This is a genomic window from Sediminibacillus dalangtanensis, from assembly GCF_017792025.1.
Classification (GTDB): Bacteria; Bacillota; Bacilli; order Bacillales; family Amphibacillaceae; genus Sediminibacillus; species Sediminibacillus dalangtanensis.
The window spans coordinates 3,004,611-3,028,603 of sequence record NZ_CP046956.1 but is presented as its reverse complement, the minus strand read 5'-3'; the positions used below and the strand labels follow the sequence as shown (position 1 = coordinate 3,028,603).

Genomic DNA, 23,993 nt, shown 5'->3' with positions numbered 1-23,993 from the left:
TTTCTTTTTTGATTGTTCATATAAGGTAAGCTTCTTAGAAAACCTTCCTATGATTCTATTGTTTGATGAGTATTTCTTATTGCTATGGCGAGCTTGATGGATTGGCGCGTTTTCTGTTAGAAAGTTTTACTTTTGCTAAATCAATTGACGTGTCCTTGCTGTTTCTCCCATCGCGAGATTCACTTAATACTTGAAGAAGCACTTTTAACACTTCAGTCCAGTTAGCGTTCGGTATTACAAAGCGGATTTCACTGCGGTCATGTTTATTTGGTTGAATCGGTGCCTGACAAACCGAGCTTTTTGATCAATGGTTTGATGGACATCCCCTGGACAATCAAAGAGAATAAGACAACGGAGAAGGTCAGTAACAGGACAGTGTCACGGCCGGTGAATTCCATTGGAAGGCTGAGAGCGAGCGCAATCGATAAGCTTCCTCGTAAACCGCCCCAGTTAAGAAGAATCCGCTCTTTCCGATTCAAATCTTTTACGGGCAATGTGCTGATGTACAAGGCGATGATTCGACCGGTGATGACAAGAACGATCGCAAACGCGATGATGTTCCACTGATTATTGAAATCGATGTTGCGGATTTCCAATCCAATCAGCAAAAAGATGATTGAGTTGGCAACAAGGGTGATCACATCCCAAAACGTGTTGATAGTCACTCTCGTTTTTTCCGTCATACCAATTTTTCCGCCATAATCGGCAAACATAAATCCACCTGCTACCACCGCAATGACCCCGGATACCTCCAAGTGCTCCGCAATAAAATAGCTTCCGAAAAACAAGATGGCTGACAATGCAATCTCAAATGGATAATCATCAAAAAAGCGAATGATTTGAGAAAAAATAAAGCCGAGGATGACACCGACCAGCACGCCGCCCACACTGAATTTCAAGAATAACAGAATGCCACTGCCAAGTCCTTCCCAGCCTAACTCAATATAGGTAAGTAAATAAATCGATGAAATTTTGAAGAGTACCACGGCAATGCCATCATTGAACAATGATTCCCCTTCCATGATCGTGGACAGCTTTTCCGAAACGCCTAACGACTTAAAAATGGACACAACACTGATTGGGTCTGTGGCACTCATTAACGCTGCAAACGTGAACGCCACGGCTATTGGCAAGCCAATAAAATAATGGGTGGCAAAGCCAATCACGATAAACGACAGAAACGTACCGATGAAGGCCATACCGAGAACTGCGCGCTTATGTTGGTATAAATGGTGAAATGGCAGTTTCAGTGTCGCATCCCCCAGTAAAATCGGCAGGAACAATGAAATAATAATGGTCTGAAAAACTTCTGATTGGGTAATGTATGCTTCTGCTTCATCTATCAGTGGTACATGAACATTAATAATGCCCAGAAATAAACCGACCAAAACGAGTGCAATTGTATAAGGCTGACCGATCTTTTTAGCAATCCCGATAACGGCAACCGAGATAGCAAGCAGGATAAGAATCTGGATAAAAGTTTCGTTAAATTCATGCATAACGTTTCCTCCTGGATTAAGTATATCTATATGTTTCTCAAAAACCGGGCAGATAAACCTGCCAAACAAGCTACTTTATGCAGGCAGCACTATTCTGATTATTACAAAAAGTAGTTGACATGGAAAGTCATTGGTATTATGATAGGTGTCAAATTAAAAATTCTTATCCAGAGAAGCCGAGGGAACTGGCCCATTGAAGCTTCAGCAACCTCTGACTGTTGTCAGAAAGGTGCTAATTCCAGCCAAGATGCATTCTTGGGAGATAAGAGCGGATATCGGACGATAACAGCCCTCTTTTCTCATACTGCGGAAAAGGGGGCTTTTCTTATGGAAAAATTCCCTCTTACCCGAGTTGCTACGTAAATGCCATTTGGCAGAAAGGGAGAGATTTTCTTGAGTGAAATCATCATTTTATCTGGAAGTCCTTCAGCCCAATCTGGAACCGACGCGGTGCTGAACTATTTAGGGGAGTCTTTAAGGCGAAAGGGGTTTTCCACTGCACATTTATCTGTAAAGGATATCCCGCAAGCCGATTTGTTTGAAGGAAGGTATGACAGTCAGGCGGTTACGGAAGCGTCAGCGCTCATCCGTCAGGCAAAGGGGGCTATTGTCGGATCCCCCGTGTATAAAGCTGCTTACTCTGGTGTTCTCAAGGCATTTTTGGATATTTTGCCGCAGGATGTACTGGAGGATACACCGGTCTTACCACTGATGACCGGCGGCAGTCCCTCCCATTTACTTGCCGTGGAATATAGTTTGAAGCCGCTGTTGGCTACGCTGAAGGGACAGAATTTGAAGGGCGTTTATCTTTTGAACAAATGCATCGATAAACAGGACATCGAACAGCCGATTCATGATCATGACTTAAACCTGCGATTAGAGAAGCAACTGGATTATTTCGTCCAGACGGTCAATAAGCAAAAGCAGCCAATTTAAACCAATAAATATCCATCACAAGGAGGAGTAAATCGAATGACGGATAAGCGGATTTATTTAAACGCCTTTGATATGAATTGTGCAGGACACCAATCACCGGGATTATGGACACACCCTGACGACCAATCACACAGATACAAGGATAGTGAATATTGGATTGAGCTGGCAAAGCTTTTGGAAAGAGGAAACTTTGATGCAGTGTTTTTAGCTGATGTATTAGGTACCTATGATGTTTACGAGAATTCCCGGGATGCGGCGGTAAGACAGGGAGCTCAATCACCCGTGAACGACCCATTGCTGGTCGTCCCGCTTATGTCGGCGGTCACCAGGCATCTTGGTTTTGGCGTGACTGCTTCTGTCAGCCATGAGCATCCCTACACCTTCGCTCGCAGAATGTCGACTTTAGATCATTTGACAAAAGGAAGAGTAGGATGGAATATCGTTACTTCTTATTTAAAAAGTGCCGCAGTGAATATGGGGCTGGAAGACCAGGTGAACCATGATGAGCGGTATGATATTGCAGCAGAGTACGTGGATGTTTGCTACAAGCTTTGGGAGGGCAGCTGGGAAGATGAAGCAGTCCGTCTCGATAAAGAGAACGGAATTTATACGGATCCGGAAAAAGTCCATGACATCCATCATGAAGGCAAGTATTTCAAAGTTCCAGGCGCTCACTTAAGTGAACCATCGCCACAACGCACACCGGTGATTTATCAGGCTGGTGCTTCGAAAAAAGGCAGGGCATTTGCCGCCAGCAATGCTGAATGTGTCTTCATCGGCGCTCCAACCATCGAGGCTGCCAGGCAGTCGGTCAAAAAATTGCGAGAAGAGACGGTACTGGCAGGACGTAATCCGGAAGATGTTAAAATACTGACCATGTTTACCCCGGTTGTCGGCCGTACGGAAGAGGAGGCAAGAGAGAAGTTCAACGATTATAAAAACCATATCAGTCATGAGGGGGCACTGGCCTTGTTCGGCGGATGGACCGGTATCGATCTTTCTCAATACGGTCCTGATGAAAGTTTGCGGTATGTTGAAAACAATGCGATTCAATCAGCTGTCGAAAATTTCACAAGGATTGATCCGAACAAACAATGGACAGTGGAAGAAATCAAGGAATTTATCGGAATCGGTGGTCTCGGCGCCTATGCAGTCGGCTCACCGGAACAGATAGCTGATACGATGGAAGAATGGGTCAGGGAGGCCGGTATCGATGGCTTTAATATTGCCTATGCAATAACGCCTGGAACCTTCCAGGATTTCGTCGATTTGGTTGTCCCGATTTTACAAGAGCGCGGCCTCATCCGCTCCCGTTATGAAGGAGAAACCTTGAGGGATAACCTGTTTGGAGCAGGTCCCCGTCTTCCTGAAAACCATCCAGGGAAAAAATACAGCAGAGGAATTCAAACAGTGTAGCCAGGAACGGAGAGGTGAATAGTGCCTCTCCTTTTCTATTTAGTATGCTTGCGCTTTTCAACAATCTTGCGTTAAAGTAGTTATAATTATGTAAAGCTGGTAAAAGGGGAGCGATTATATGGGGAAACATTTTGATACGAAATCTGTTCATCTATCGGGCATCCAGGAGAAAAAAATCAATAGCAAGTCGACGCCGATTTACCAGACGTCAGCCTTTAAATTCAAAGACCTTGAAGATTTGGAGAACTTTTACCAAGGAAAGAATGATTATTTATATACGAGAGTCGGGAATCCGAATACAGATGAGTTAGGAGCCGCGGTGGCCCAACTGGAAGGAGCTCCGAGGGGGATAGCTGCCGCTTCGGGGACAGCAGCCATATTGGCAGGAATTCTTGCCGTTGCCAAGCAGGGAGACCATGTCATTGCGGCTACCGATATTTACGGAGGTACATATCAACTGCTTGCCAATGAACTGCCGGACTTAGGAATCGAAGTATCATTTATCGACTTTGCCGAAGGGGATAAAATCGCTGATTATATCCAGGGCAATACAAAGATGGTTTACTCGGAATCTGTTTCCAATCCGTTACTGCGCAAGGAGGATATAGAATCGCTCGTTACACTGGCCCAGGAGGCTCAGCTAGTCTTGATGGTCGACAACACGTTTGCCACACCTTACCTGTGCCGTCCCTATGAGCAAGGTGCCGATTTGGTTGTCCACAGCGCGACTAAGTACATCGGCGGGCACAGCGACATTACAGCCGGAGTGCTGGTCGGCCATGAAGGGTTGATCGAAAAAGCCAATCAAAAAATCGTGAACCTGGGAAGCAGTTTAAGTCCTTTCGAGGCCTGGCTCACCTGTCGTGGGTTGAAGACGCTCAGTGTAAGAATGGAACGGCACGTCGACAATGCCCAAAAACTTGCCGATGCCTTGAAAAAGCATGAAGCAGTAGAAAAAGTATATTATCCAGAAGACGTATCACCACATGGGAATGGAGCCATCGTTACGATGGATATTACGGCTACTTGTGATGTGGAGACATTTTTCCAATCGCTCGGCTGGATTAAAATCGTACCTACGTTGGCCGGTGTGGAAACATCAGTATCCTATCCTTTGGCGACTTCCCATCGCGCCCTTTCACCCGAAATGCACGAACAATTAGGAATCACCGAAGGGTTGATCCGGATATCCGTAGGAATTGAAGCAGCTGATGATATCATCGAAGGATTCAACCAGGCATTGAATCAGGCAAGACGGACTTGAACAGTAGAAAGTAGGGGGAAAAAGTATGAAGGAAGTTATTTTACTACTGGCTGATATTGTCAACCGAATCCATGATGCATTAATGCAACGTTTTGGATTGACCATGACGGATAAACAGCTGCACTTTTGGGTGATTGGCATTATCGGTATCATTGCCTTTTTCATCGTCTACTTTTTATTTAAATTAATTGCCAGCATGAAGTGGAGCATTACCATTCTTTCCTTTATTTACACATTCACCATGATGGTTGTGTTCGTTTTTGCAATCGAACTGCAGCAGGCTCTTACCGGCGGGGATATGGAATTTGCCGATGCTGTCGTCGGACTGTGGGGGTTCATCGTATTCTTCCTCATTTATGTTGTGATTGCTCTCGTCATTCTGGCCGTTATAAAATTTATGCGCCGCAATAAATAATGCATGAAAGCTGTCCTAATAGGCTAAAGCCGTGGGCAGCTTTTTTTAGTGTATAGGAAATTATAAATTTAACTGTCTGTGGATAATTATTGGATGAACCAGCTACGTCCAGCTCCAGCGCCTACCCCCTCGAGGTCTTAAGCCCACCCTCTGTGTGGCAAAAACGCCACGCCGAGGCTGTTCTTAAGCTTGTCGGGGGCCCACACGATGTGGGTCATGCAGGCGTTGCCACAGGACGTGGCGGCTCTAGCCTGTACTCCTTTAAAAAGGCGCTTGCGCTTTTGTCCTTGTCTTTGTATTCAGTGTAGGTAATATACTTCCCGCTTCTCATGCAGGAAAACGTGTTAGTGGTACATCCTTCATGGCATAACGATGGATTTTTAGAAAAACTTTTTTGGTAAGGAGTTTTTAATGATTATCCTTTTGTTTGCGGGATTGGTAACTTTCCATTAGAATCCAAGCAGTAATCACGCCTGCCATATCTTTTACTAGATCTAACTGAGAAAAGGAGCGACCGGGTACGTAAAATTGGTGAATTTCATCCATAAAAGCATATGCGATGGTTACGGACATTGCAGCAAGATCTGTCAGCGTGTTATAGCGTTTGTTGACTATCAACGCTGCTGTTAGGAGAAGGTAGAGAATGGCGAACTCAATAAAGTGGGAAGCTTCCCATAAAAAATTTATCACCATGGTATCCCCTCCTTGAAAAAACGTACTAGTATATCATGCGAGTAGCTCGACTGAATCCAAATCAGCACAGCATAAATAATTGGAAGCAATGTAATCAGCAGCCGTTTCATGGTCGTCACTCTTTCTTAATGGAAGTCATTACTAAATTCCCGCCACCTTCGATGGGAAAACGTTTTGGCTGTTTATTTCCTTCGCTATCACCCGTTTCTGTTTTTGGTGACGAAATTCACTTGATACTGCGAATGCTCTTTCTACTTTAGCTCTGTAGTGGGTTTCCTCGGTCCAAGGGAACGAGAAAGCTGGATGCAAGTAGTCTCAGGCTGAAGCATTCCCCATGGAAAGCGAGTTTTTTCTTCAGCGATGGATTAGCGCCCATTCTGTAAAGCATGGGCTGAAGCAAATTAGCATTATATAAATTTTTCCAAACGGTACGTAATCAAACGATAATCAGTTCGAAAACGTTTTCGTTTAATATTTACCTATTAACCGTTGGACAAGCGTTATGATAAAATGAATAACTATTAGTAAAATAACGGGATTGGGTGATAATATGACAATACTTCAAGGGATTTTACCGGCGATCCGCGATATGAAAGATTTTGAAAAACTACTCTCCAGTGAATATCAGTATGTCATTTTTTTGGAGACAAGGCTTTCCCAGCTTGTTTCGTTGATAAAATACGCAAAAAGAGAAGAAAAAAAAGTATTTGTCCATGCTGATTTAATTCAAGGATTGAAAACCGATGAAGCCGGCATTGAGTTTCTGATCCGGAATTTAAAGCCGGACGGTATTATTACCACAAGAGGAAATGTCATTTCTTATGCCAAAAAGCAGGGAGTTCTTGCAGTTCAACGGTTATTTGCTCTTGATTCGCATGCTTTGGAGAGCAACATAAAAATCATCAACAAAGTCAAACCAGATTATATCGAGGTGCTGCCTGGCCTCATTCCGAAATTGATCGGAGAAATTTTTGAACGGACAGACATTCCAGTCATTGCCGGCGGGTTGATCCGCAGCCAGGAAGATGTGGAAAATGCGTACAAAGGAGGAGCGAAAGCGGTCACCACTTCACGTTCCGAACTGTGGAACCTTCATTAAAATGAGCAATACATCCTGATAGCTGACCGAAGCGCAAAAGGTTTGAAATTTCCGATTTATGTTAATTAGATTAGAAAATCGGAAGGAGTGCGTTTTCATGTCGGAATTTTTAGCTGAGTTAATCGGAACCATGATTTTAATTATACTTGGAAATGGTGTCGTCGGAGGGGTTGTCCTTAAGGGAACAAAATCCGAAGGGGCAGGCTGGGTCGTCATTACGATTGGATGGGGACTCGGGGTTGCCATGGGTGTTTATGCCGTCGGGAATGTATCAGGTGCCCATATTAATCCTGCTGTTACACTTGGCTTCGCGGCAATTGGCGAGTTTCCATGGGCGAAAGTGCCAATGTATATATCGGCTCAAGTGCTCGGAGCCATCATCGGCGCAGGTATCGTGTTTTGTAACTATTTGCCCCACTGGAAAGCGACCGATGATCCGGGAGCAAAGCTCGGTGTGTTTTCAACAGATCCAGCCATTCGCAGTCCGTTTTCCAACCTAGTAAGCGAAATAATCGGTACATTCGTCCTGGTGATGGGACTTTTGTTTATCGGTGCAAACGAGTTCACCGAAGGATTGAATCCGATGATCGTCGGATTATTGATTGTAGCGATTGGAATGTCACTGGGGGGTGCCACAGGTTATGCCATCAATCCGGCCCGCGACCTTGGGCCACGGATTGCACATGCCTTGCTGCCGATTCCGGGCAAGGGATCGTCCGACTGGGGATATTCATGGGTACCTCTGGCGGGTCCGGTGTTGGGCGGAATATATGGTGCATTATTTTACCGTGCTTTGTTTACTGGTGATTATTCGGTTTTCTTCTGGCTTCTCAGTGCTGTGATGATTCTTCTGTTAATCGCTGCCGCCAGCAAAGAGCTCAAACGAGGCCACTCCCAAACAGAAGTAGTGGAAGAAAAAATGGTTGGCGATGATTCATGAAAAAAAGTGTCATGACAAGGACAGGCAGCAATCAGAAGATGGCGCGTCCGTAAGTGCTTTCAAAAAAATTCACAAATCGATTGACAGCGTTTACAGATTGGTGTAAAGTTAAGGCAACAAGTTAACGATGTGATGGAGATTCGGAGACCCACACGACAATGGTACTTCTCAGGAGAAGTGCGTCAATTGGAGTGTGGGTCTTTTTGTGCTCAAATACACATCGTTTACTAGGTTAATATAGGAAAAAGGGGTGCTGGAGATGTCCGAATTTTTAGCGGAACTGATAGGTACTATGATTTTGATTATTTTTGGCGGTGGCGTTGTCGGGGGAGTCGTACTCAAAAACACAAAGGCTGAAGGCGCTGGCTGGATTGTCATTACAGTTGGATGGGGTCTTGCTGTGACGATGGGCGTTTATGCGGTCGGCAACGTTTCGGGAGCCCATATCAACCCGGCGGTAACATTAGGCTTTGCTGCAGTAGGCGAGTTTCCATGGTCGAAAGTGCCGATGTATATTACGGCGCAAATGTTGGGAGCGTTTATCGGCGGTGTGATCGTTTTCTTGAACTACCTGCCGCATTGGAAAGCGACAAAAGATACGGGTGCTAAACTGGGCGTGTTTTCTACCGATCCGGCAATACGCAGTCCGTTTTCCAACCTGGTAAGTGAAATAATCGGTACATTTGTGCTTGTCATGGGTCTTTTATTTATCGGTGCCAACGAGTTTACCGAAGGATTGAACCCATTGATAGTCGGTGCATTGATTGTGGCAATCGGAATGTCGCTTGGCGGTACGACCGGTTATGCCATCAACCCGGCACGTGACCTTGGGCCGCGGATTGCCCACGCGCTGCTTCCGATACCGGGAAAAGGCGGTTCTGACTGGAGTTATTCCTGGATACCGGTTCTTGGCCCGATTTTGGGAGGGATTTATGGAGCTGTCTTCTATCGTGCCATTTTTGTAAGCGATTTTTCGGTCCTGTTTTGGGTATTGAGCGCTGTGATGGCTGTCATCTTGATTGGAGCGGCCAATGCAGAATTGAAAAAAGGGGAAACCACTGCTGATAAAGTGGAAGAAAAAATATCTTAAGGGGGAATTATCATGAGTGAAACATATATTTTGTCATTAGATCAAGGAACAACAAGTTCAAGAGCGATACTATTCAATCATAAAGGGGAAATTGTAGAAACGGCCCAAAAAGAATTTGAACAATTTTTCCCGCAGCCAGGCTGGGTGGAACACGATGCCAATGAAATATGGACTTCTGTTCTTGCCTGTATGTCGGAAGTATTGCGCAAGGCAGATGCGGAACCTTCCCAAGTAGCCGGTATCGGAATTACCAACCAACGCGAAACAGCAGTAGTGTGGGATAAGAACACTGGCAAACCGGTTTATAAAGCGGTTGTCTGGCAATCCCGCCAAACCCAGGAAATTTGTAATGAACTGAAGGAGCAAGGCTATAACGATTTGTTCCGTGAAAAAACCGGTCTGTTGATCGACCCATATTTTTCCGGAACCAAAGTGAAATGGATTCTAGATAATGTGGAAGGTGCCCGGGAAAAAGCCGATAACGGAGACTTGTTGTTCGGTACGATCGACTCCTGGCTTGTTTACAAGTTATCTGGCGGCAAAGCCCATATTACGGACTACTCCAACGCTTCAAGAACCTTGATGTTCAATATTTACGACCTTAAATGGGATGAAGAATTGTTGGATATCTTGACCGTGCCGAAAAGCATGCTGCCGGAAGTGAAGCAATCTTCGGAAGTTTATGCAAAAACAGTGGATTACCACTTCTTTGGGGAGGAAGTGCCGATCGCCGGTATCGCTGGTGACCAGCAGGCAGCTTTGTTCGGGCAGGCGTGTTTTGAAGAGGGAATGGCCAAAAACACCTATGGAACTGGCTGTTTCATGCTGATGAATACCGGCGAAAAGGGCGTAGTATCCGAACATGGCTTGTTGACGACACTTGCCTGGGGCGTTGACGGAAAAGTGGAGTATGCCCTAGAAGGAAGTATTTTTGTAGCCGGATCTGCCATTCAGTGGCTGCGGGATGGATTGAAAGTAATCAACGACTCTCCAGAGAGTGAGGGTTATGCCAAAAATGTGGATTCGACAGACGGGGTCTACTTCGTACCGGCATTTGTCGGACTTGGCACTCCATATTGGGATAGTGATGCACGCGGTGCTGTCTTTGGATTGACCCGCGGTACGACAAAGGACCACTTTATCCGGGCAACCTTGGAATCACTTGCTTATCAGACCAAGGATGTTGCCGATGTAATGAGCAAGGATTCCGGTATTGATTTGACCAAACTTCGCGTGGATGGCGGAGCAGTTAAAAATGATTTCTTGATGCAGTTCCAAAGCGATATTCTCGAAGTACCGGTAGAACGTCCAGTCGTTCAAGAAACCACTGCACTTGGTGCGGCTTACTTGGCAGGTCTGGCAGTAGGTTATTGGAAGGACAAACAGGAAATCGCCAAACAATGGCAGAATGAGCGTACATTTGAACCTGCTTTACCGGAAGAGAAGAGTAAAAAGCTTTATGATGGTTGGAAAAAAGCCGTGGAAGCGACACGTACATTTAAATAAAAAGTGGTAAGGCTGGGGCCGGGTTTTCGAAATGGCGAAAGCCACGGATAGCACCATGGTTGCGGGACCGGTTTATCGATATGTAAGCTTTCGATCGATTGGTCCCGTTTTTTTTATAAAAACTTGTCGGATTTTATCGGTTTCTGTCGAAGAAATCCTATTCTTCGTACAGGATTTCCGTAAGGCTGTAGCGAAGATTTACTAATAGGGCGATAGGGGAATAAAAATAATAAAGGAGTGACGCATAATGAAGAAGATTATCAATGATGCTAATCAGGTAGTACTGGATATGGTCAAGGGAATAGCGGCAGCTTATCCTGACCGTCTCAAGCATCTTCCGGATACGATGGTACTTGCTCGGAAGCAGCCTGCTGGATCTGAGAAAGTAGGATTGGTAAGCGGAGGCGGAAGTGGTCATGAGCCGGCCCATGCCGGATATATTGGCGAAGGCATGCTTGATGCAGCTGTATCGGGAGAAGTTTTCACCTCTCCCACTCCCGACCAGGTTTTTGAAGCGATAAAAGCGGTCGACAATGGTGCTGGTGTTTTCTTAGTTGTTAAAAACTATACCGGAGATGTTTTGAATTTCGAAATGGCAGCGGAGCTCGCCGATGCAGAAGGAATAAAGGTCGAGCATGTGGTGGTAAATGATGATGTTGCTGTCGAGGACAGCTCGTTTACTTCCGGACGACGAGGCATTGCTGGTACGGTCTTTGTTCATAAAATTGCCGGAGCGAAAGCAGAGGCAGGTGGTTCGCTCGAGGAAGTGAAATCGGTGGCGGAGAAAACAGTAGCCAATGCGCGCTCGATGGGAATGGCGCTCAGTTCCGGAACGGTTCCTGCTGCTGGTAAACCAGGTTTCCAATTGGCGGATGATGAAATGGAGATTGGAATCGGGATTCATGGGGAACCTGGAATAGAGAGAAAAGCAATCGCATCTGCCGATGAAATTGCCGAGGAATTGACCAACAAGGTTTTGGCTGACATCGATTTTGCCGCTGGAGATGAAGTAGCTGTCATGATCAATGGACTTGGAGCAACCCCTGAAATGGAATTGTACATTCTCAATGGAAAAGTACAGGAATTGCTGGCAGCAAAAAATATACGTGTCTACAAAACCTTTGTAGGTGAGTACATGACATCTTTGGAAATGGCGGGATGCTCGGTGACCTTGTTAAAACTGGATGAGGAATTGAAAGAATTGCTGGACGCACCGTCCCAGGCCCCAGCGTTTAAGATGTAATCGAAAGGAGCATGCAGGATGGAGTTACAACCGCGGGAAATAAAACAGTGGCTATTACAGGCCAATCAACTTTTTCAGGAAAACAAGGACTATTTGACTTCGCTCGATCAGGCTATCGGCGATGGAGACCACGGCATCAATATGGCACGCGGGTTTCAAGAGGTCAAAAATAAAATAGAACCTACCGAATATACCAACGTCAGTGACGTATTGAAGGATACGGCAATGACCTTGATGTCGAAAGTCGGAGGCGCATCCGGTCCATTGTTCGGTACCGCCTTCCTAAAATTGTCCACCAGCTTGAAGGGGGCGGACAATGCAGATTTTCAGCATTTCGCTGAAGGAATTTCGGCAGCCGGAGAAGGGTTGAAGCAAAGAGGAAAAGCGGAGCAAGGTGAAAAAACCATGATCGATGTCTGGCTGCCAATGGCGGAATTTTTAAAGTCACAGAACGAATTCTCCGGTGATGAAATAGAATCGAAGGCAAAGTCGGCCATGGAAGCTACGAAAGACATGTCTGCCAAAAAAGGAAGAGCTGCCTACTTGGGAGACCGTTCTGTCGGTCATCTGGACCCTGGTTCGGTTTCCTCCTATTATTTATTTTCGACGCTCGCTGAGATAGTCAAAAAAGGAGTGTAATCAATGGACCAGACAGGTATTGTTTTGATATCCCACAGTACCAAAATCGTAGAAGGAATCAAGGATCTCATCCGCCAGGTGAATTCGGATGTGCCAATTGAATTGGCAGGAGGTACCGACGACGGAGATATCGGAACCAGCATCGAAAAAATCCAGGCTGCTATCGATAACGCGCATAGTCCAAAAGGAGTTCTGCTTATTTTTGATATTGGCAGCGCCAAGATGAATGCCGAAATGGCTGTGGAAATGTCGGAATACGATCAAATAGAGATTGCAGATGTCCCGATAGTAGAAGGAGCTTATGTAGCTGCTGTAGAATCTGGGATGGGAAAATCTGTTGCAGAAATAACCGAAACCTTAAAGAAGAACTTTGGATAAGATTTTCTAAGGATATGAAGCTGCCCACATGAAGAAGAATTTCTTATGCGGGCAGCTTTTTCTATGATCAATAGGAGAGGTAGGAGAAGGGTTTCTATTAAGTGGGCTTTCCTTTCTCTATAGTTTCCTACTAAAGAAAAACTTTTTTGAAAAAGGTGTTTAGGTTGTGGAGACGGGGGTATAAGTACTGTAACAAACCTTTTATTGGTCAGGAATTAGTATTCTGCAAAATAAAAAACAGACCGGAAAATACCGATCTGTTTTTACAGTAATTACATACGTCCGTATCCAGCAAAGTGGCTGTTCCAGTATGGATTGCTGACGCTAGTGATTTGCACACCGCTAGAACTTGCATGAACGAACTGATTGTTGCCGGCATAGAAACCAACGTGGGAAATACCGGATTTATACGTGCCTTTAAAGAAAATCAAATCGCCAGGCTGCGGATTGCTTATCTTTGTAGATTGGCTGTAAAGGTTCGCTGCAGACGTACGGCCGAAGCTATTACCAGCTTGCTTGCTTACGTAATAGATAAATCCACTGCAGTCAAAGCCGCTTGGAGACGCGCCGCCCCATACATATGGAGTACCGACATGCTTTTTCGCTTCGTTGACAAGGGCAGAACCATTGTTGCCGCTAGTAGAAACGCTGGCAGATTTTACTTTTGTTTCCTTTTCGCTAACCTTTTCACCTGAATTAGAGGATGCTTGGCTAGAGCTGGAAGATCCGCTGACCTTAAGCGTCTGACCAGTAACAATCAAATCAGAAGAAAGGTTATTCCAGCTTTTCAGATTGCTTACCGATACGCCATGATCCTTACCGATTGCCCATAAAGTATCCCCAGATTTCACTTTGTACGTTTTTGCATTTGATGAAGAAGCACTGGACTTGCTGCTGCTTTCACCGTCACCCGTTTCAATCACTTGGTTCGGATAGATGATTGTGCCAGATATATTATTAGTAGATTGTAGATTTTGTACAGTAGTATTATATTTTTGCGAAATGCTCCACAAAGTATCCCCGCTTTGCACTTTATAGGAAGAAGCTTCCACACTTGTTGTAAAAGCTGATGCCAAAACCACAGTTGCCGCTACAGAAAATAATGTTTTGTTAGACTTTCTCAATTCTTCCACTCCCTGATAATGTTTAAGATTAATTTTCCTCTGCTATCCGCAAAAGAAAAGATAATGAAGAGTCACAAAGCAAAGTTACGTGGTTACTATTTTTTCTCTCTTTTGGAGAACTGGATACAGTATAGCATGGATTTGCCAGCTGAGAAGGGATGTAATAGAACTGTAAAGGATTTTAATCTAGCTGTTAAATAAGGAAATGGTAGAAAAGATTGCCAAATACTTGCTGTGTCGCGGTTTAGTGGGTATTTTACAAGCAATATGGCAAGTTTCTTTAATCTTTCTGTAACCTTATTTTTCCCTTTTTTGATAGAATTGGACAAGAAAAAGAAGTAGTAAAGTCATCTAAATCAGGGGGAGAACATGTTTAATAGAGTTCATCATACCGCCATCATTTGTTCTGATTACCAGCAGTCCAAGAATTTTTATACAGATAATTTGGGTTTGGAAATCATCAAGGAGACCTATCAGTCTCATAGAGGTACCTATAAATTGGATTTAGCATTGAACGGGGAATATGTTATTGAGCTGTTCGGTTTTCCAGATGCGCCTGAAAGGCCAAGTTACCCGGAAGCGTGTGGTTTACGGCATCTTGCATTTGAAGTGGACCTTCTGGAATCCACAATCGAGGAACTGCAGGCAAAGGGGATAGAGACGGAAAAAATCCGGATCGATCCTTCAACTGGAAAGAAATTCACTTTTTTTACCGATCCCGATCAACTTCCCATTGAGCTTTATGAAAAGTGAAGGGGATTCGCCGACCTTCCGCAAGAACAGGGCCGGGGACTGTCCTTGCTGATGTAATAATTGCCTGGCAAGCAGAATAATATTGCAGTATATGGTTGTTCAAGGAAGAAGGGTGTTCAGTGCGCAGAGGAATAAACCCGCTAATCATATTGGTGCTGATCCTGATTTTGATCCTTGGTATAACTGGAATGGTGTATTTCTTACCGAATCGGCAGGCAAAGGCTGTAATAGATAGCTTCTATAGCTATGAACAACAGGGAATGTTTGCAGAATCCTATGCCCTGTTTCATCCACTAATGAAAGAAAAATTTGAAAAAGGTGCTTATTTACAGGACCGAGCCCATGTATTCATGAATCATTTTGGTGTGGAAACCTTCACTTACTCGTTAGGTGATACGGACAAAATAAAGGATTGGCAAATCGAAAAGGATGCGGAGCCGCTGGCTGTGGTATATAAAGTAACGGTCACTCAAAAGTATAAGGGCAAGTATGGAAATTTCAGTATTGTGCAAGATGTGTTTGCTGCCAAGGATGATGGAGAATGGAAAGTTTTGTGGAACTATCAAAAGTAGTTGCCTGACGGAACTGCCAAACAAGAAAATGCCTTGTTTGGCATGGCAAGAAAGATTGTATGCATCAATATTTTATTTTGTCTGGCTTGTTGTTCCATTCCTCGAACGGCTGATTTCTTTCCTCCAAGGAAATTTCTTGAAATGGAATCTGTCGTTCGTGAGGTGCTTTCTCGATTTCTTCATATATAAAAGCATCATCAAAGCCGACCGCTGCTGCCTGTTTCTGATCGGCCGCATAGTACACTTTTTCAATTCGGGACCAGTAGATAGCCCCTAAACACATCGGACATGGTTCACAGCTGGTGTATAAAATACAATCAGACAATTGAAATGTTTGTTTCGCCTGGCAAGCCTGGCGGATCGCTTGTATCTCGGCATGGGCGGTAGGATCGTTGGATTTTGTGACAATATTGGTCCCTTCACCGATAATGGTGCCATTTTTATCTGTGATAATCGCTCCGAAAGGTCCACCTTTGTTTTCGACATTGTCGACAGCCAGTTGAACTGCTTCTTTTAAATATGTTGGATTTTTCATTTTTTCCTCCTATTCTTGTCGTTGGAAGCATGCCTTATTGCTGGAAGATCAACACTACAGCAACTATTTTACATAGAAATGAACAGAATTACTATCTATAGGTAAGGGAATACTAAGTGTTTTGGAAGGTTACATCCATTTGATAAATAAACCATGTTGTAAAGGAGAACTGTTATGCCTTATATGAAACTCGATACCGGGACAGAATTGTATTATCAGGATCAGGGGGAAGGGCAGGCTGTCGTTTTTGTTCACGGTGTAATGATGAGCAGCAAGTTTTTTGAAAGGCAGTTTGACTATTTCAAGCAACGTTACCGGACCATTACATTTGATTTGCGAGGGCACGGCCAATCCAGCAAAGTACCATATGGCCATACGGTCGCGAACTATGCAAAAGACTTGAAACGATTGATTGAAAGACTCGGACTAAGCGAGGTCATCCTTGTCGGCTGGTCAATGGGAGCTTTTGTCATTTGGGACTATTTCAATCAATTTGGCAGCGAACATGTTAAAGCAGTGACCATTGTTGATCAGTCCCCGTCTGATTACCTGTGGGATGGCTGGGAATATGGAGCATTCAACTTTGAAGCAATCAAAGGGGTCATGCAAGCGATCCAGGAAGATCAGCGTTCCTTTAACAGTGAGTTCATTTATGGAATGTTCAAGGAAAAACCTGATCCGGATCAGCACCGATGGATTCTAGAAGAGATGATGAAGCTGCCCGCAGCGATAGCGAGCACCATTGTATTCAACCAAACGGCAGTCGATTACCGGGAAACGCTCTCAAATGTCACTGTACCGACACTGATTTGTTTTGGTCGTGACGACAAATTCTTTCCGGTAGCTGCGGGTGAATATATCCAGCAACGTATTCCCGGTTCCAAACTAGTAGCCTTTGAAAATAGCAGTCATTGTTTATTTTTGGAGGAACCGGATGCGTTTAATCGTGAACTAGATTCATTTTTTCAATCGTTAAAGTGAGAGGATACAAACTAAGGATGACACCTATACTGGCACCGTCTTTTTCTCCATATAGGAAATGATAAATTTACCTGTCTGTGGATCATTATTGGCTGAACCAGCCACATCCAGCTCCAGCGCCTACTCCCTCGAGGTCTTAAGTCCACCCTCTGTGTGGCAAAAAGCGCCACGCCGAGGCTGTTCTTAAGCTTGTCGGAGGCCCAAAGAATGTGGGTCATGCAGGCGTTGCCACAGGATGTGGCGGCTTTAACCTGTACTCCTTTAAACAGGCGCTTGCGCTTTTGTCCATTAGGCTTTGTTTTCTGAGAGTGAGAGATGGTTGTTTTCTAGTAAAGATATAAAATGCTAAGTAACTCTCTCGCGGCTTCGTCCCACACAATGAGTGCACATCCGACGCGGAGGAAAAACACTACGCTTTCCGCAGGCAGCTGGTGAGCTTCCTCGAGCTTGCGCTCTGCGGGATCTCACCGATGCCTTTACTCCCGCTGGATTCTTCGCTTTTTCCTCCGCTTTTTCCTCCGCTTCTGACATGTTCGTGATTTTCAACGAAAATACTACCTGTGTTTCCTCTATCTTGTTGGAACTGCGATTATTACTAGCGTAGCCAGCATCATTGGCTCGATGAAGATGAAAATGAGGAAGAAAACCGGTAGAAAAGCACTTCATTGGGCTTATGAAGATCAAAATGAAGCAGGAACCCGGCAGAAAAGCACTTCATTGGCTCGATGAAGATGAAAATGAGGAAGAAAACCGATAGAAAAGCACTTCATTGAGTTGATGAAAATCAAATCCAGGCAGATAAATGGAAGAAAAAACCTTCATTAAGTTCGAGCTACTAATCTAAGATAACGGAAGATAGTAAAAAAAGATCAGCCACTTTTCGCTGATCTTTTCCTATAATAGAAGAAAACATGAAATTCACTTGAAACTTCCGAAGATGAATAAGGCAGGTAGCTTCTTTTCTTCTTACATCCGCTTTCTCGATATCGCATTGCGCATTTGAGTGAGTGCTTGTTTCGATTGATCAGCTTTTTTGATACTGTAATTCACATACAGGGCGTCAATCAAGGATAATTCCGCGATTCGCGAAGATAATGCTTCCGACCGGAATTCGGTTTCTTGGGATGCAGTATAAAGGCAGACATCGACCAGCTTGTTCAACGGAGACTTGGCGTAATTGGTGATTCCGATTGTCTGCACATTGTTTTCGATTGCCAGTTCAACAACTTCGAGTAAATCCTTATTTGCTCCTGTATGGGAGATAAAGACAGCGGTGTCATTTTTGGTTAACTGCGATACTGCCATTAATTGCATATGGGTGTCGGTTTGGGCATAACTCGGGAGTCCTGTCCGCATAAACTTATGCTGACCGTCCAGCGCAACGATTCCTGAACCGCCATTTCCGTAAAAATGGACTTGATTTGATTGGACAAGGAGCTGGACCGCTTTCTGAAAGATACCTGAGTCCTGAACTTCCCGTGTATACTCCAAGGCATTTATGTTTGATTGAAAAACCTTTTGTACGATCTCCAATTCGGAGTCTTCCACGCTGATGGTTTCATGAATATCCTTAATCGGATTGACGATTTCCGATGCCAGGGCAATTTTCAACGCTTGATACCCTTTAAACCCAAGCCGTTTGCAAAATCGGAACACGGTCGCATCCGCAACATTCAAATCATCGGAAACCTGATTGATGGTGGAGTGGATGATGCTGGCAGGCCGGTCCATTATATAGTCGGCTATTTGCTTTTCCTTATCACTAAGCTGCTGATAGATCGAACGAATCCTTCTGGTCACGCTTACATTTTGGGTTTCAACCACGACTGTTCCTCCCTGTGAATCTCTTTTCTCTTATACTAAAGGAATTTTTTTTAATAATAAAGAGAAAAACATGAAAAAATATTTCTTTTGGGGCTTGATGCGAAAAAAATTTCATGTATAATTGGTAACCGAGAAAAATATTTTCTTGAACAAATACATGATTATTTAGGGAAAAGATAATTTAGCAACTGATTGAAAGCGTTATACTTTGGAAGTTTTGAAGAATGGAGGAAATCCGATGAGTGAGCAAGTAGTCATAGCCATCGATATCGGGACCACTAGTACAAAAATTCTCGCATACGATAAAGCCGGAAATACCTGGGCGGAAGAAGAGCAGGAATATCCGCTTTACACCCCGCATCCTGGCTGGAAAGAACAAGATCCGGAAGAAATTTTTCAAGCATTGAAAGCCGCACTTCGACCAGTTTTGAAAGCGGTTGACGAAAAGGGTGGAATCCCTGGCGGTGTCGGCTTCAGTGCAGCGATGCACAGCTTAATCGCCATGGATGAAAGCGGTAACCCGCTGACAGGCTCGCTGACTTGGGCGGACCAGCGGTCGGTAGAAGAAACCGAGGAACTGAAAAATGGAGAAGGGCATGAGATATACCTGCGGACCGGAACTCCGATCCATCCGATGTCTCCGCTGACCAAATTGCTTTGGTTTCGTAAACATGATCAGGATACTTTTGAAAGGGCTTCAAAATGGATTTCGATTAAAGAATATGTGTTTTATCGCTTGTTCGACAGGTATATTGTCGATTACTCCATTGCCTCAGCAACCGGCCTGTTCAACTTGGAACAGCTTGATTGGGATGAAAAAGCACTTGAATTGACTGGTGTAAGCAAAGAGCAGCTATCCGATCCTGTTCCGACCACTCATCTAGTCAGTGGATTAAACGCTGAAAATGCAAAAGAACTCGGGCTTCCAGCAGACATTCCGTTTGTTATCGGTGCCAGTGACGGTGTCCTCGCCAATTTAGGAGTAGGGGCGATTGATCCAGGTTCTGTGGCATGTTCGATCGGCACGAGCGGTGCCATCCGTACGGTGGTTTCCAAACCATCTGTCGATCCGAAAGGAAGAATTTTCTGTTATGCGTTGACAGAGGACCAGTGGGTAATCGGCGGCCCGATCAACAATGGCGGCATCACGTTCCGCTGGGCCAGGGACAACCTGTTCCCAGATATAAAACAACAGGCAAAGCAAGCCGGGAGAGACCCGTACGATGATCTGGCAGCGATTGCTTCCAAGGTCAAACCTGGATCGGATGGCCTGCTGTTTTTCCCTTACTTGACCGGGGAGCGGGCCCCTTACTGGAATGCTGACACGAAGGGGGTATTTTTCGGTCTGACGTTGGATCACAGCCGGGATCAAATGATTCGCAGTGTACTGGAAGGAGTCATGTTCCAGATGTACACGGTGGTCATCGCCTTGATCGAGGCCGGTGTGGAACCGGTGGAATTCCGGGCCAATGGCGGCTTTGCCCGTTCAGAGTTGTGGCGGCAGATTATGGCAGACATATTCGAAACCGAAATCATGGTTCCGGAAAGCCATCAATCCTCTTGTATGGGGGCAGCGTGGCTAACGATGTACAAGCTGGGGATGGTCGAACGGCTATCCGGTATCAAAGAACTGGTCAAAACAAAAGTGAAACATGAACCAGTTAAAGCGAACAGCGATGCTTACAACAAGTTGAAGCCGTTATTTATTCGCCTGGCTCGAGATTTACAGAGCGATTTCGAAGTTATGGCAGATATTCAGCGCCAATATGCTGAAGAACAAGCTTAAAGGCATTTAACGGGAGAAGAAACCGCGAAAGAGTCTGCCGGGACAGCGAACTGTTCCGACAGTTTCTTTTCCAAGCAATAGTAAACGCTTCCCTAAGGGCAAAAGGAAGCTACATTACATGATAAAGGGGAATGTATATGACATCTACACCAGGATTAATTATTGTAGCAGTATTAGCAGTTGTATTATTGTTGTTTTTAGTTATGCGCACCAAATTGCAGGCATTTATCGCGCTATTGGTCGTCAGTTTGCTAGTGGGATTGGCGGTGGGAATGTCTCCTGCCGACATCATTACGACCATTGAAGACGGAATGGGAGGAACGCTCGGTTTCATTGCTGTCATCATCGGTCTTGGAGCCATGTTCGGTGAAATGCTCCGTGTTTCCGGCGGTGCGGAACGGCTTGCTTTGACACTGATGGATAAATTCGGTGAAAAAAATATTTCTTGGGCTTTGGGTTTAACTGGTTTTATCGTTTCGATTCCTGTATTTCTTGACGTCGCACTCGTCATTCTTGTTCCAATTTTATACAGCTTGACACAAAAAACGAAAAAATCATTGCTTTATTTCGGAATTCCGTTGATGGCCGGTCTGGCCGTTACACACTCGTTCATTCCGCCGACACCGGGACCGATTTCTGTAGCCTCCTTGCTTGGCGCTGATTTGGGCTGGGTTATCTTGTTCGGTGCCCTTGCAGGTCTTCCTGCCATGATTTTGGCTGGTCCTGTATTTGGTAAATATATCGCCAACAAAATTCATGTCGGTGTTCCAGAATATATGATGGAACAAATGAAAGAAGTGGACTATGATCGTGAACTGCCAAGCTTTGGAAGCGTTGTCTCCATTATTTTACTTCCATTGATTTTGATACTGGTCAACACGACAGCAGATCTGGTACTTGCAGAGGAAAGTACCGTGAGAGAAGTTTTGACGTTTATCGGTCACCCGTTCGTCGCATTAACGGTTGCTTCCTTATTGACGTTTTATATTTTCGGCTATAAAAGGGGATACAAAAAAGAAGAGATACAGCAAATTACGACAAAAGCATTGGAACCTGCAGGTATTATAATCCTTGTAACCGGTGCCGGCGGTGTATTCGGTGAAATGCTTATCCAATCCGGAATCGGTGATATCCTGGCCGATGCCATGAAAGACGCCAATATGCCGTTGATTGTGTTCGCGTTTATCACTGCTACCGTCGTTCGGATTGCCCAAGGTTCCGCAACCGTTTCGATGATCACTGCGGCCGGTTTGGTATCACCGTTGCTTGATTCTTTCAATGTCAGTGAACCGATGTTAGGTTTGCTCGTTATTGCCATTGCCTCTGGTGCCACGGTTGTTTCCCATGTTAATGACTCCGGATTCTGGCTCGTCAACCGTTACTTTGGCCTTACGGAGAAGCAGACGTTGAAATCCTGGACAGTCATGGAGACGATCATCGGTCTGGTCGGATTTGGAGTCGCTCTCTTATTAAGTTTGTTTGTTTAAGGCGAATCGAATGAAGGAGGAAACATCATGAAAATAGGACTAATCGGACTTGGAAAAATGGGATATGAAATTGGTTCACATATGCTGGAGAAAGGGCATGAAGTAACCGCTTATGATGTGGTTGAAGAACAAGTGGATAAGTTCCAACAGGAAGGTGGAAAAGGGGCGGATTCGTTAGCCGGTTTGGTCGATAGTCTGGAGACGCCTAGAACCCTCTGGGTAATGGTCCCTGCCGGCGAAATCACGGAAAGCGTGCTCAATGAATTGAAACCTTTGTTGTCCCGTGAAGATATCGTGATTGATGCTGGAAACTCCCATTACAAAGATACACTTGCTCAATATGAAAGCTTTAAGGAACAGGGGATTCACTTTTTTGATTGCGGTACGAGCGGCGGCGTATCCGGTGCGCGCAATGGAGCCTGTTTCATGGTCGGCGGTGATCAGCAAAAATTTGAGCGCATTGAACCTTTATTCAGAGAACTTGCTGTAGAGAATGGTTATCTGTATGCAGGTAAAGGCGGCAGCGGCCACTTTTTGAAGATGGTCCACAATGGAATTGAGTATGGTATGATGGCAGCAATTGGAGAGGGATTTGAGATACTGGAAAAAAGCCCTTTTGATTATGACTACGAAGCAGTGGCAAAAGTATGGAATAATGGTTCTGTCATCAGAAGCTGGCTGATGGAACTGATGGAAGGCGCCTTCGCAAAGGATGCCAGACTGGATGATATCCGTGGTGTCATGAATTCTTCCGGAGAGGGTAAATGGACAGTAGAATCGGCACTTGACTTCGAAACGGCTGCACCGGTTATCGCCCTATCCCTTATGATGCGTTATCGCTCACAGGAGACGGATACATTCACTGGGAAAGTTGTTTCGGCATTGCGACATGAATTCGGCGGCCATGCGGTCGAAAAAAAGTAACAAGATCGTCGACGAGGAGGAATGCACATGAATAATGCATTGGATATGGTAAAACAGGAAAAAATCGTATCGATCATCAGATTGGACCAAGCAGACCAAGTAGAGGAAGTAGCAAGAAGCCTCTATCGGGGTGGGATTAATATCATTGAAGTCACCATGAACACCCCGGGTGCCTTGGAAGCAATCCGTACCATAAACCATATGCCGGAAGCGATACTTGTTGGAGCAGGAACTGTTCTGGACGCTGCATCAGCGAATGCCGCAATCCGTGCCGGCGCCAAGTTTTTGCTCGCTCCCACCTTGAATACGGAGACGATTAAGATGGGTAACCGTTACGGGGTACCAGTCATACCGGGAGTGATGACGCCGACGGAGGCTCTTACTGCTCACGAAGCTGGTGCCACGATGGTAAAGGTTTTTCCTGTTCGTTCACTCGGACCGGCTTTTGCCAAAGACATGAAAGGCCCGCTGCCACAGACAGAATTGATGGCAGTCGGTGGCGTCTCGGCAGAAAATGCCGGGGAGTTTTTCCAAGCTGGATGGGACGCCGTCGGAATTGGCGGTTCCCTGGTCAACGCGCAGCTCGTCAAGGAAAAGCGGTTTGAAGAGATCGAAACAGCAGCCAGAAAATTGGTAGATGCTAGAGACAAAGCAATTCAGTCATCGAAATAGAAAGCGGGTAGGGGAACTTGGCATCGTATTTTTATCGACACAGGAACAACCAACTCCCGTATCAGGCTCCTTGACAATAGAAGCGGAAATATAATGGCCGCGCATAAACTAATGGTCGGTGTGAAAAATTTTGCTGTAGCAGGGACCAATCAGACGCTGAAGGATAAACTGGCCGAGGAGATCAAGAAAATACGTACTAGTTGATGATGAAGAACAA

23 protein-coding genes and 1 riboswitch are annotated in these 23,993 nt (G+C 45.0%); of the genes, 18 read left to right on the top strand and 5 right to left on the bottom strand.

Annotated features, from left to right (window positions below):
- Positions 1–263 precede the first annotated feature (263 nt).
- On the bottom strand, positions 264–1,499 hold the full coding sequence (locus ERJ70_RS15130; RefSeq protein WP_209365634.1) for a cation:proton antiporter: 1,236 nt from the start codon (positions 1,497–1,499) through the stop codon (positions 264–266).
- 160 nt (positions 1,500–1,659) lie between these two features.
- Positions 1,660–1,768, top strand: a riboswitch (SAM riboswitch).
- Between the two features lie 124 nt (positions 1,769–1,892).
- On the opposite strand from ERJ70_RS15130, the gene ssuE reads away from it, so the two are divergent.
- The 4 genes from ssuE to ERJ70_RS15110 all read left to right on the top strand — a co-directional run bounded on the left by ssuE (position 1,893) and on the right by ERJ70_RS15110 (position 5,530).
- On the top strand, positions 1,893–2,435 hold the full coding sequence (ssuE, locus tag ERJ70_RS15125) for an NADPH-dependent FMN reductase (RefSeq protein ID WP_209365633.1): 543 nt from the start codon (positions 1,893–1,895) through the stop codon (positions 2,433–2,435).
- Between the two features lie 36 nt (positions 2,436–2,471).
- Entirely contained in the window at positions 2,472–3,851 is a 1,380-nt protein-coding gene (locus ERJ70_RS15120) for an LLM class flavin-dependent oxidoreductase (protein ID WP_209365632.1), read from the top strand.
- 118 nt (positions 3,852–3,969) lie between these two features.
- The gene (locus ERJ70_RS15115) at positions 3,970–5,115 is read left to right on the top strand and encodes a trans-sulfuration enzyme family protein (RefSeq protein ID WP_209365631.1); all 1,146 of its coding nucleotides are present in this window, start codon (positions 3,970–3,972) and stop codon (positions 5,113–5,115) included.
- A gap of 25 nt (positions 5,116–5,140) precedes the next feature.
- Positions 5,141–5,530, top strand: coding sequence for a hypothetical protein (locus ERJ70_RS15110; RefSeq protein ID WP_209365630.1), 390 nt, complete (start codon positions 5,141–5,143; stop codon positions 5,528–5,530).
- 408 nt (positions 5,531–5,938) lie between these two features.
- On the opposite strand, the gene ERJ70_RS15105 is transcribed toward ERJ70_RS15110, so the two are convergent.
- Positions 5,939–6,223, bottom strand: a complete 285-nt coding sequence (locus ERJ70_RS15105; RefSeq protein WP_209365629.1) for a VanZ family protein — start codon at positions 6,221–6,223, stop codon at positions 5,939–5,941.
- Positions 6,224–6,773: 550 nt separating this feature from the next.
- Between ERJ70_RS15105 and ERJ70_RS15100 the strand changes: the two genes are divergently transcribed.
- The 7 genes from ERJ70_RS15100 (at position 6,774) to dhaM (ending at position 13,118) form a co-directional block, all read left to right on the top strand.
- On the top strand, positions 6,774–7,322 hold the full coding sequence (locus ERJ70_RS15100) for a glycerol-3-phosphate responsive antiterminator (RefSeq protein WP_209365628.1): 549 nt from the start codon (positions 6,774–6,776) through the stop codon (positions 7,320–7,322).
- A gap of 97 nt (positions 7,323–7,419) precedes the next feature.
- A complete protein-coding gene (locus ERJ70_RS15095) occupies positions 7,420–8,262 on the top strand; it encodes an MIP/aquaporin family protein (RefSeq protein ID WP_209365627.1) in 843 nt (280 codons plus the stop codon).
- A 259-nt stretch (positions 8,263–8,521) separates the two neighbouring features.
- A complete protein-coding gene (locus ERJ70_RS15090) occupies positions 8,522–9,352 on the top strand; it encodes an MIP/aquaporin family protein (RefSeq protein ID WP_209365626.1) in 831 nt (276 codons plus the stop codon).
- 12 nt (positions 9,353–9,364) lie between these two features.
- Entirely contained in the window at positions 9,365–10,858 is a 1,494-nt protein-coding gene (gene glpK, locus ERJ70_RS15085; protein ID WP_209365625.1) for a glycerol kinase GlpK, read from the top strand.
- 247 nt (positions 10,859–11,105) lie between these two features.
- Positions 11,106–12,101 (top strand): dihydroxyacetone kinase subunit DhaK, encoded by a 996-nt coding sequence (gene dhaK / locus ERJ70_RS15080; RefSeq protein ID WP_209365624.1) that lies wholly within the window; start codon positions 11,106–11,108, stop codon positions 12,099–12,101.
- Between the two features lie 18 nt (positions 12,102–12,119).
- Positions 12,120–12,740: a dihydroxyacetone kinase subunit DhaL gene (gene dhaL, locus ERJ70_RS15075; RefSeq protein WP_209365623.1), complete on the top strand. Its 621-nt coding sequence runs from the start codon at positions 12,120–12,122 to the stop codon at positions 12,738–12,740.
- Between the two features lie 3 nt (positions 12,741–12,743).
- A complete protein-coding gene (gene dhaM / locus ERJ70_RS15070; protein WP_209365622.1) occupies positions 12,744–13,118 on the top strand; it encodes a dihydroxyacetone kinase phosphoryl donor subunit DhaM in 375 nt (124 codons plus the stop codon).
- Positions 13,119–13,390: 272 nt separating this feature from the next.
- Here the strand turns inward: dhaM and ERJ70_RS15065 are convergent, their stop codons facing one another.
- Complete coding sequence (locus tag ERJ70_RS15065; RefSeq protein WP_209365621.1) at positions 13,391–14,242, bottom strand: peptidoglycan endopeptidase; 852 nt, start codon at positions 14,240–14,242, stop codon at positions 13,391–13,393.
- Positions 14,243–14,611: 369 nt separating this feature from the next.
- Here ERJ70_RS15065 and gloA2 point away from each other — a divergent pair, with 369 nt between their 5' ends.
- Both gloA2 and ERJ70_RS15055 read left to right on the top strand, forming a co-directional pair.
- Positions 14,612–14,995: an SMU1112c/YaeR family gloxylase I-like metalloprotein gene (gloA2, locus tag ERJ70_RS15060; protein WP_209365620.1), complete on the top strand. Its 384-nt coding sequence runs from the start codon at positions 14,612–14,614 to the stop codon at positions 14,993–14,995.
- 119 nt (positions 14,996–15,114) lie between these two features.
- Positions 15,115–15,567 carry a hypothetical protein gene (locus ERJ70_RS15055; protein ID WP_245208018.1) on the top strand — a complete coding sequence of 151 codons (453 nt, stop codon included), beginning with the start codon at positions 15,115–15,117 and terminating at the stop codon, positions 15,565–15,567.
- A 64-nt stretch (positions 15,568–15,631) separates the two neighbouring features.
- Here the strand turns inward: ERJ70_RS15055 and ERJ70_RS15050 are convergent, their stop codons facing one another.
- Positions 15,632–16,102 carry a nucleoside deaminase gene (locus ERJ70_RS15050; RefSeq protein ID WP_209365619.1) on the bottom strand — a complete coding sequence of 157 codons (471 nt, stop codon included), beginning with the start codon at positions 16,100–16,102 and terminating at the stop codon, positions 15,632–15,634.
- 174 nt (positions 16,103–16,276) lie between these two features.
- Between ERJ70_RS15050 and ERJ70_RS15045 the strand changes: the two genes are divergently transcribed.
- Positions 16,277–17,083: an alpha/beta fold hydrolase gene (locus ERJ70_RS15045; protein ID WP_209365618.1), complete on the top strand. Its 807-nt coding sequence runs from the start codon at positions 16,277–16,279 to the stop codon at positions 17,081–17,083.
- Positions 17,084–18,049: 966 nt separating this feature from the next.
- Here ERJ70_RS15045 and ERJ70_RS15040 read toward each other — a convergent pair.
- On the bottom strand, positions 18,050–18,907 hold the full coding sequence (locus ERJ70_RS15040) for a MurR/RpiR family transcriptional regulator (RefSeq protein ID WP_245208016.1): 858 nt from the start codon (positions 18,905–18,907) through the stop codon (positions 18,050–18,052).
- A gap of 238 nt (positions 18,908–19,145) precedes the next feature.
- On the opposite strand from ERJ70_RS15040, the gene gntK reads away from it, so the two are divergent.
- From gntK to ERJ70_RS15020, 4 genes are all read left to right on the top strand, one after another.
- Positions 19,146–20,693: a gluconokinase gene (gene gntK, locus ERJ70_RS15035; protein ID WP_209365617.1), complete on the top strand. Its 1,548-nt coding sequence runs from the start codon at positions 19,146–19,148 to the stop codon at positions 20,691–20,693.
- Between the two features lie 137 nt (positions 20,694–20,830).
- The gene (locus ERJ70_RS15030; protein WP_209365616.1) at positions 20,831–22,180 is read left to right on the top strand and encodes a GntP family permease; all 1,350 of its coding nucleotides are present in this window, start codon (positions 20,831–20,833) and stop codon (positions 22,178–22,180) included.
- A gap of 27 nt (positions 22,181–22,207) precedes the next feature.
- On the top strand, positions 22,208–23,104 hold the full coding sequence (gnd, locus tag ERJ70_RS15025; protein ID WP_209365615.1) for a phosphogluconate dehydrogenase (NAD(+)-dependent, decarboxylating): 897 nt from the start codon (positions 22,208–22,210) through the stop codon (positions 23,102–23,104).
- Positions 23,105–23,131: 27 nt separating this feature from the next.
- Entirely contained in the window at positions 23,132–23,776 is a 645-nt protein-coding gene (locus ERJ70_RS15020; protein WP_209365614.1) for a bifunctional 4-hydroxy-2-oxoglutarate aldolase/2-dehydro-3-deoxy-phosphogluconate aldolase, read from the top strand.
- The last annotated feature ends 217 nt before the right edge of the window (positions 23,777–23,993 follow it).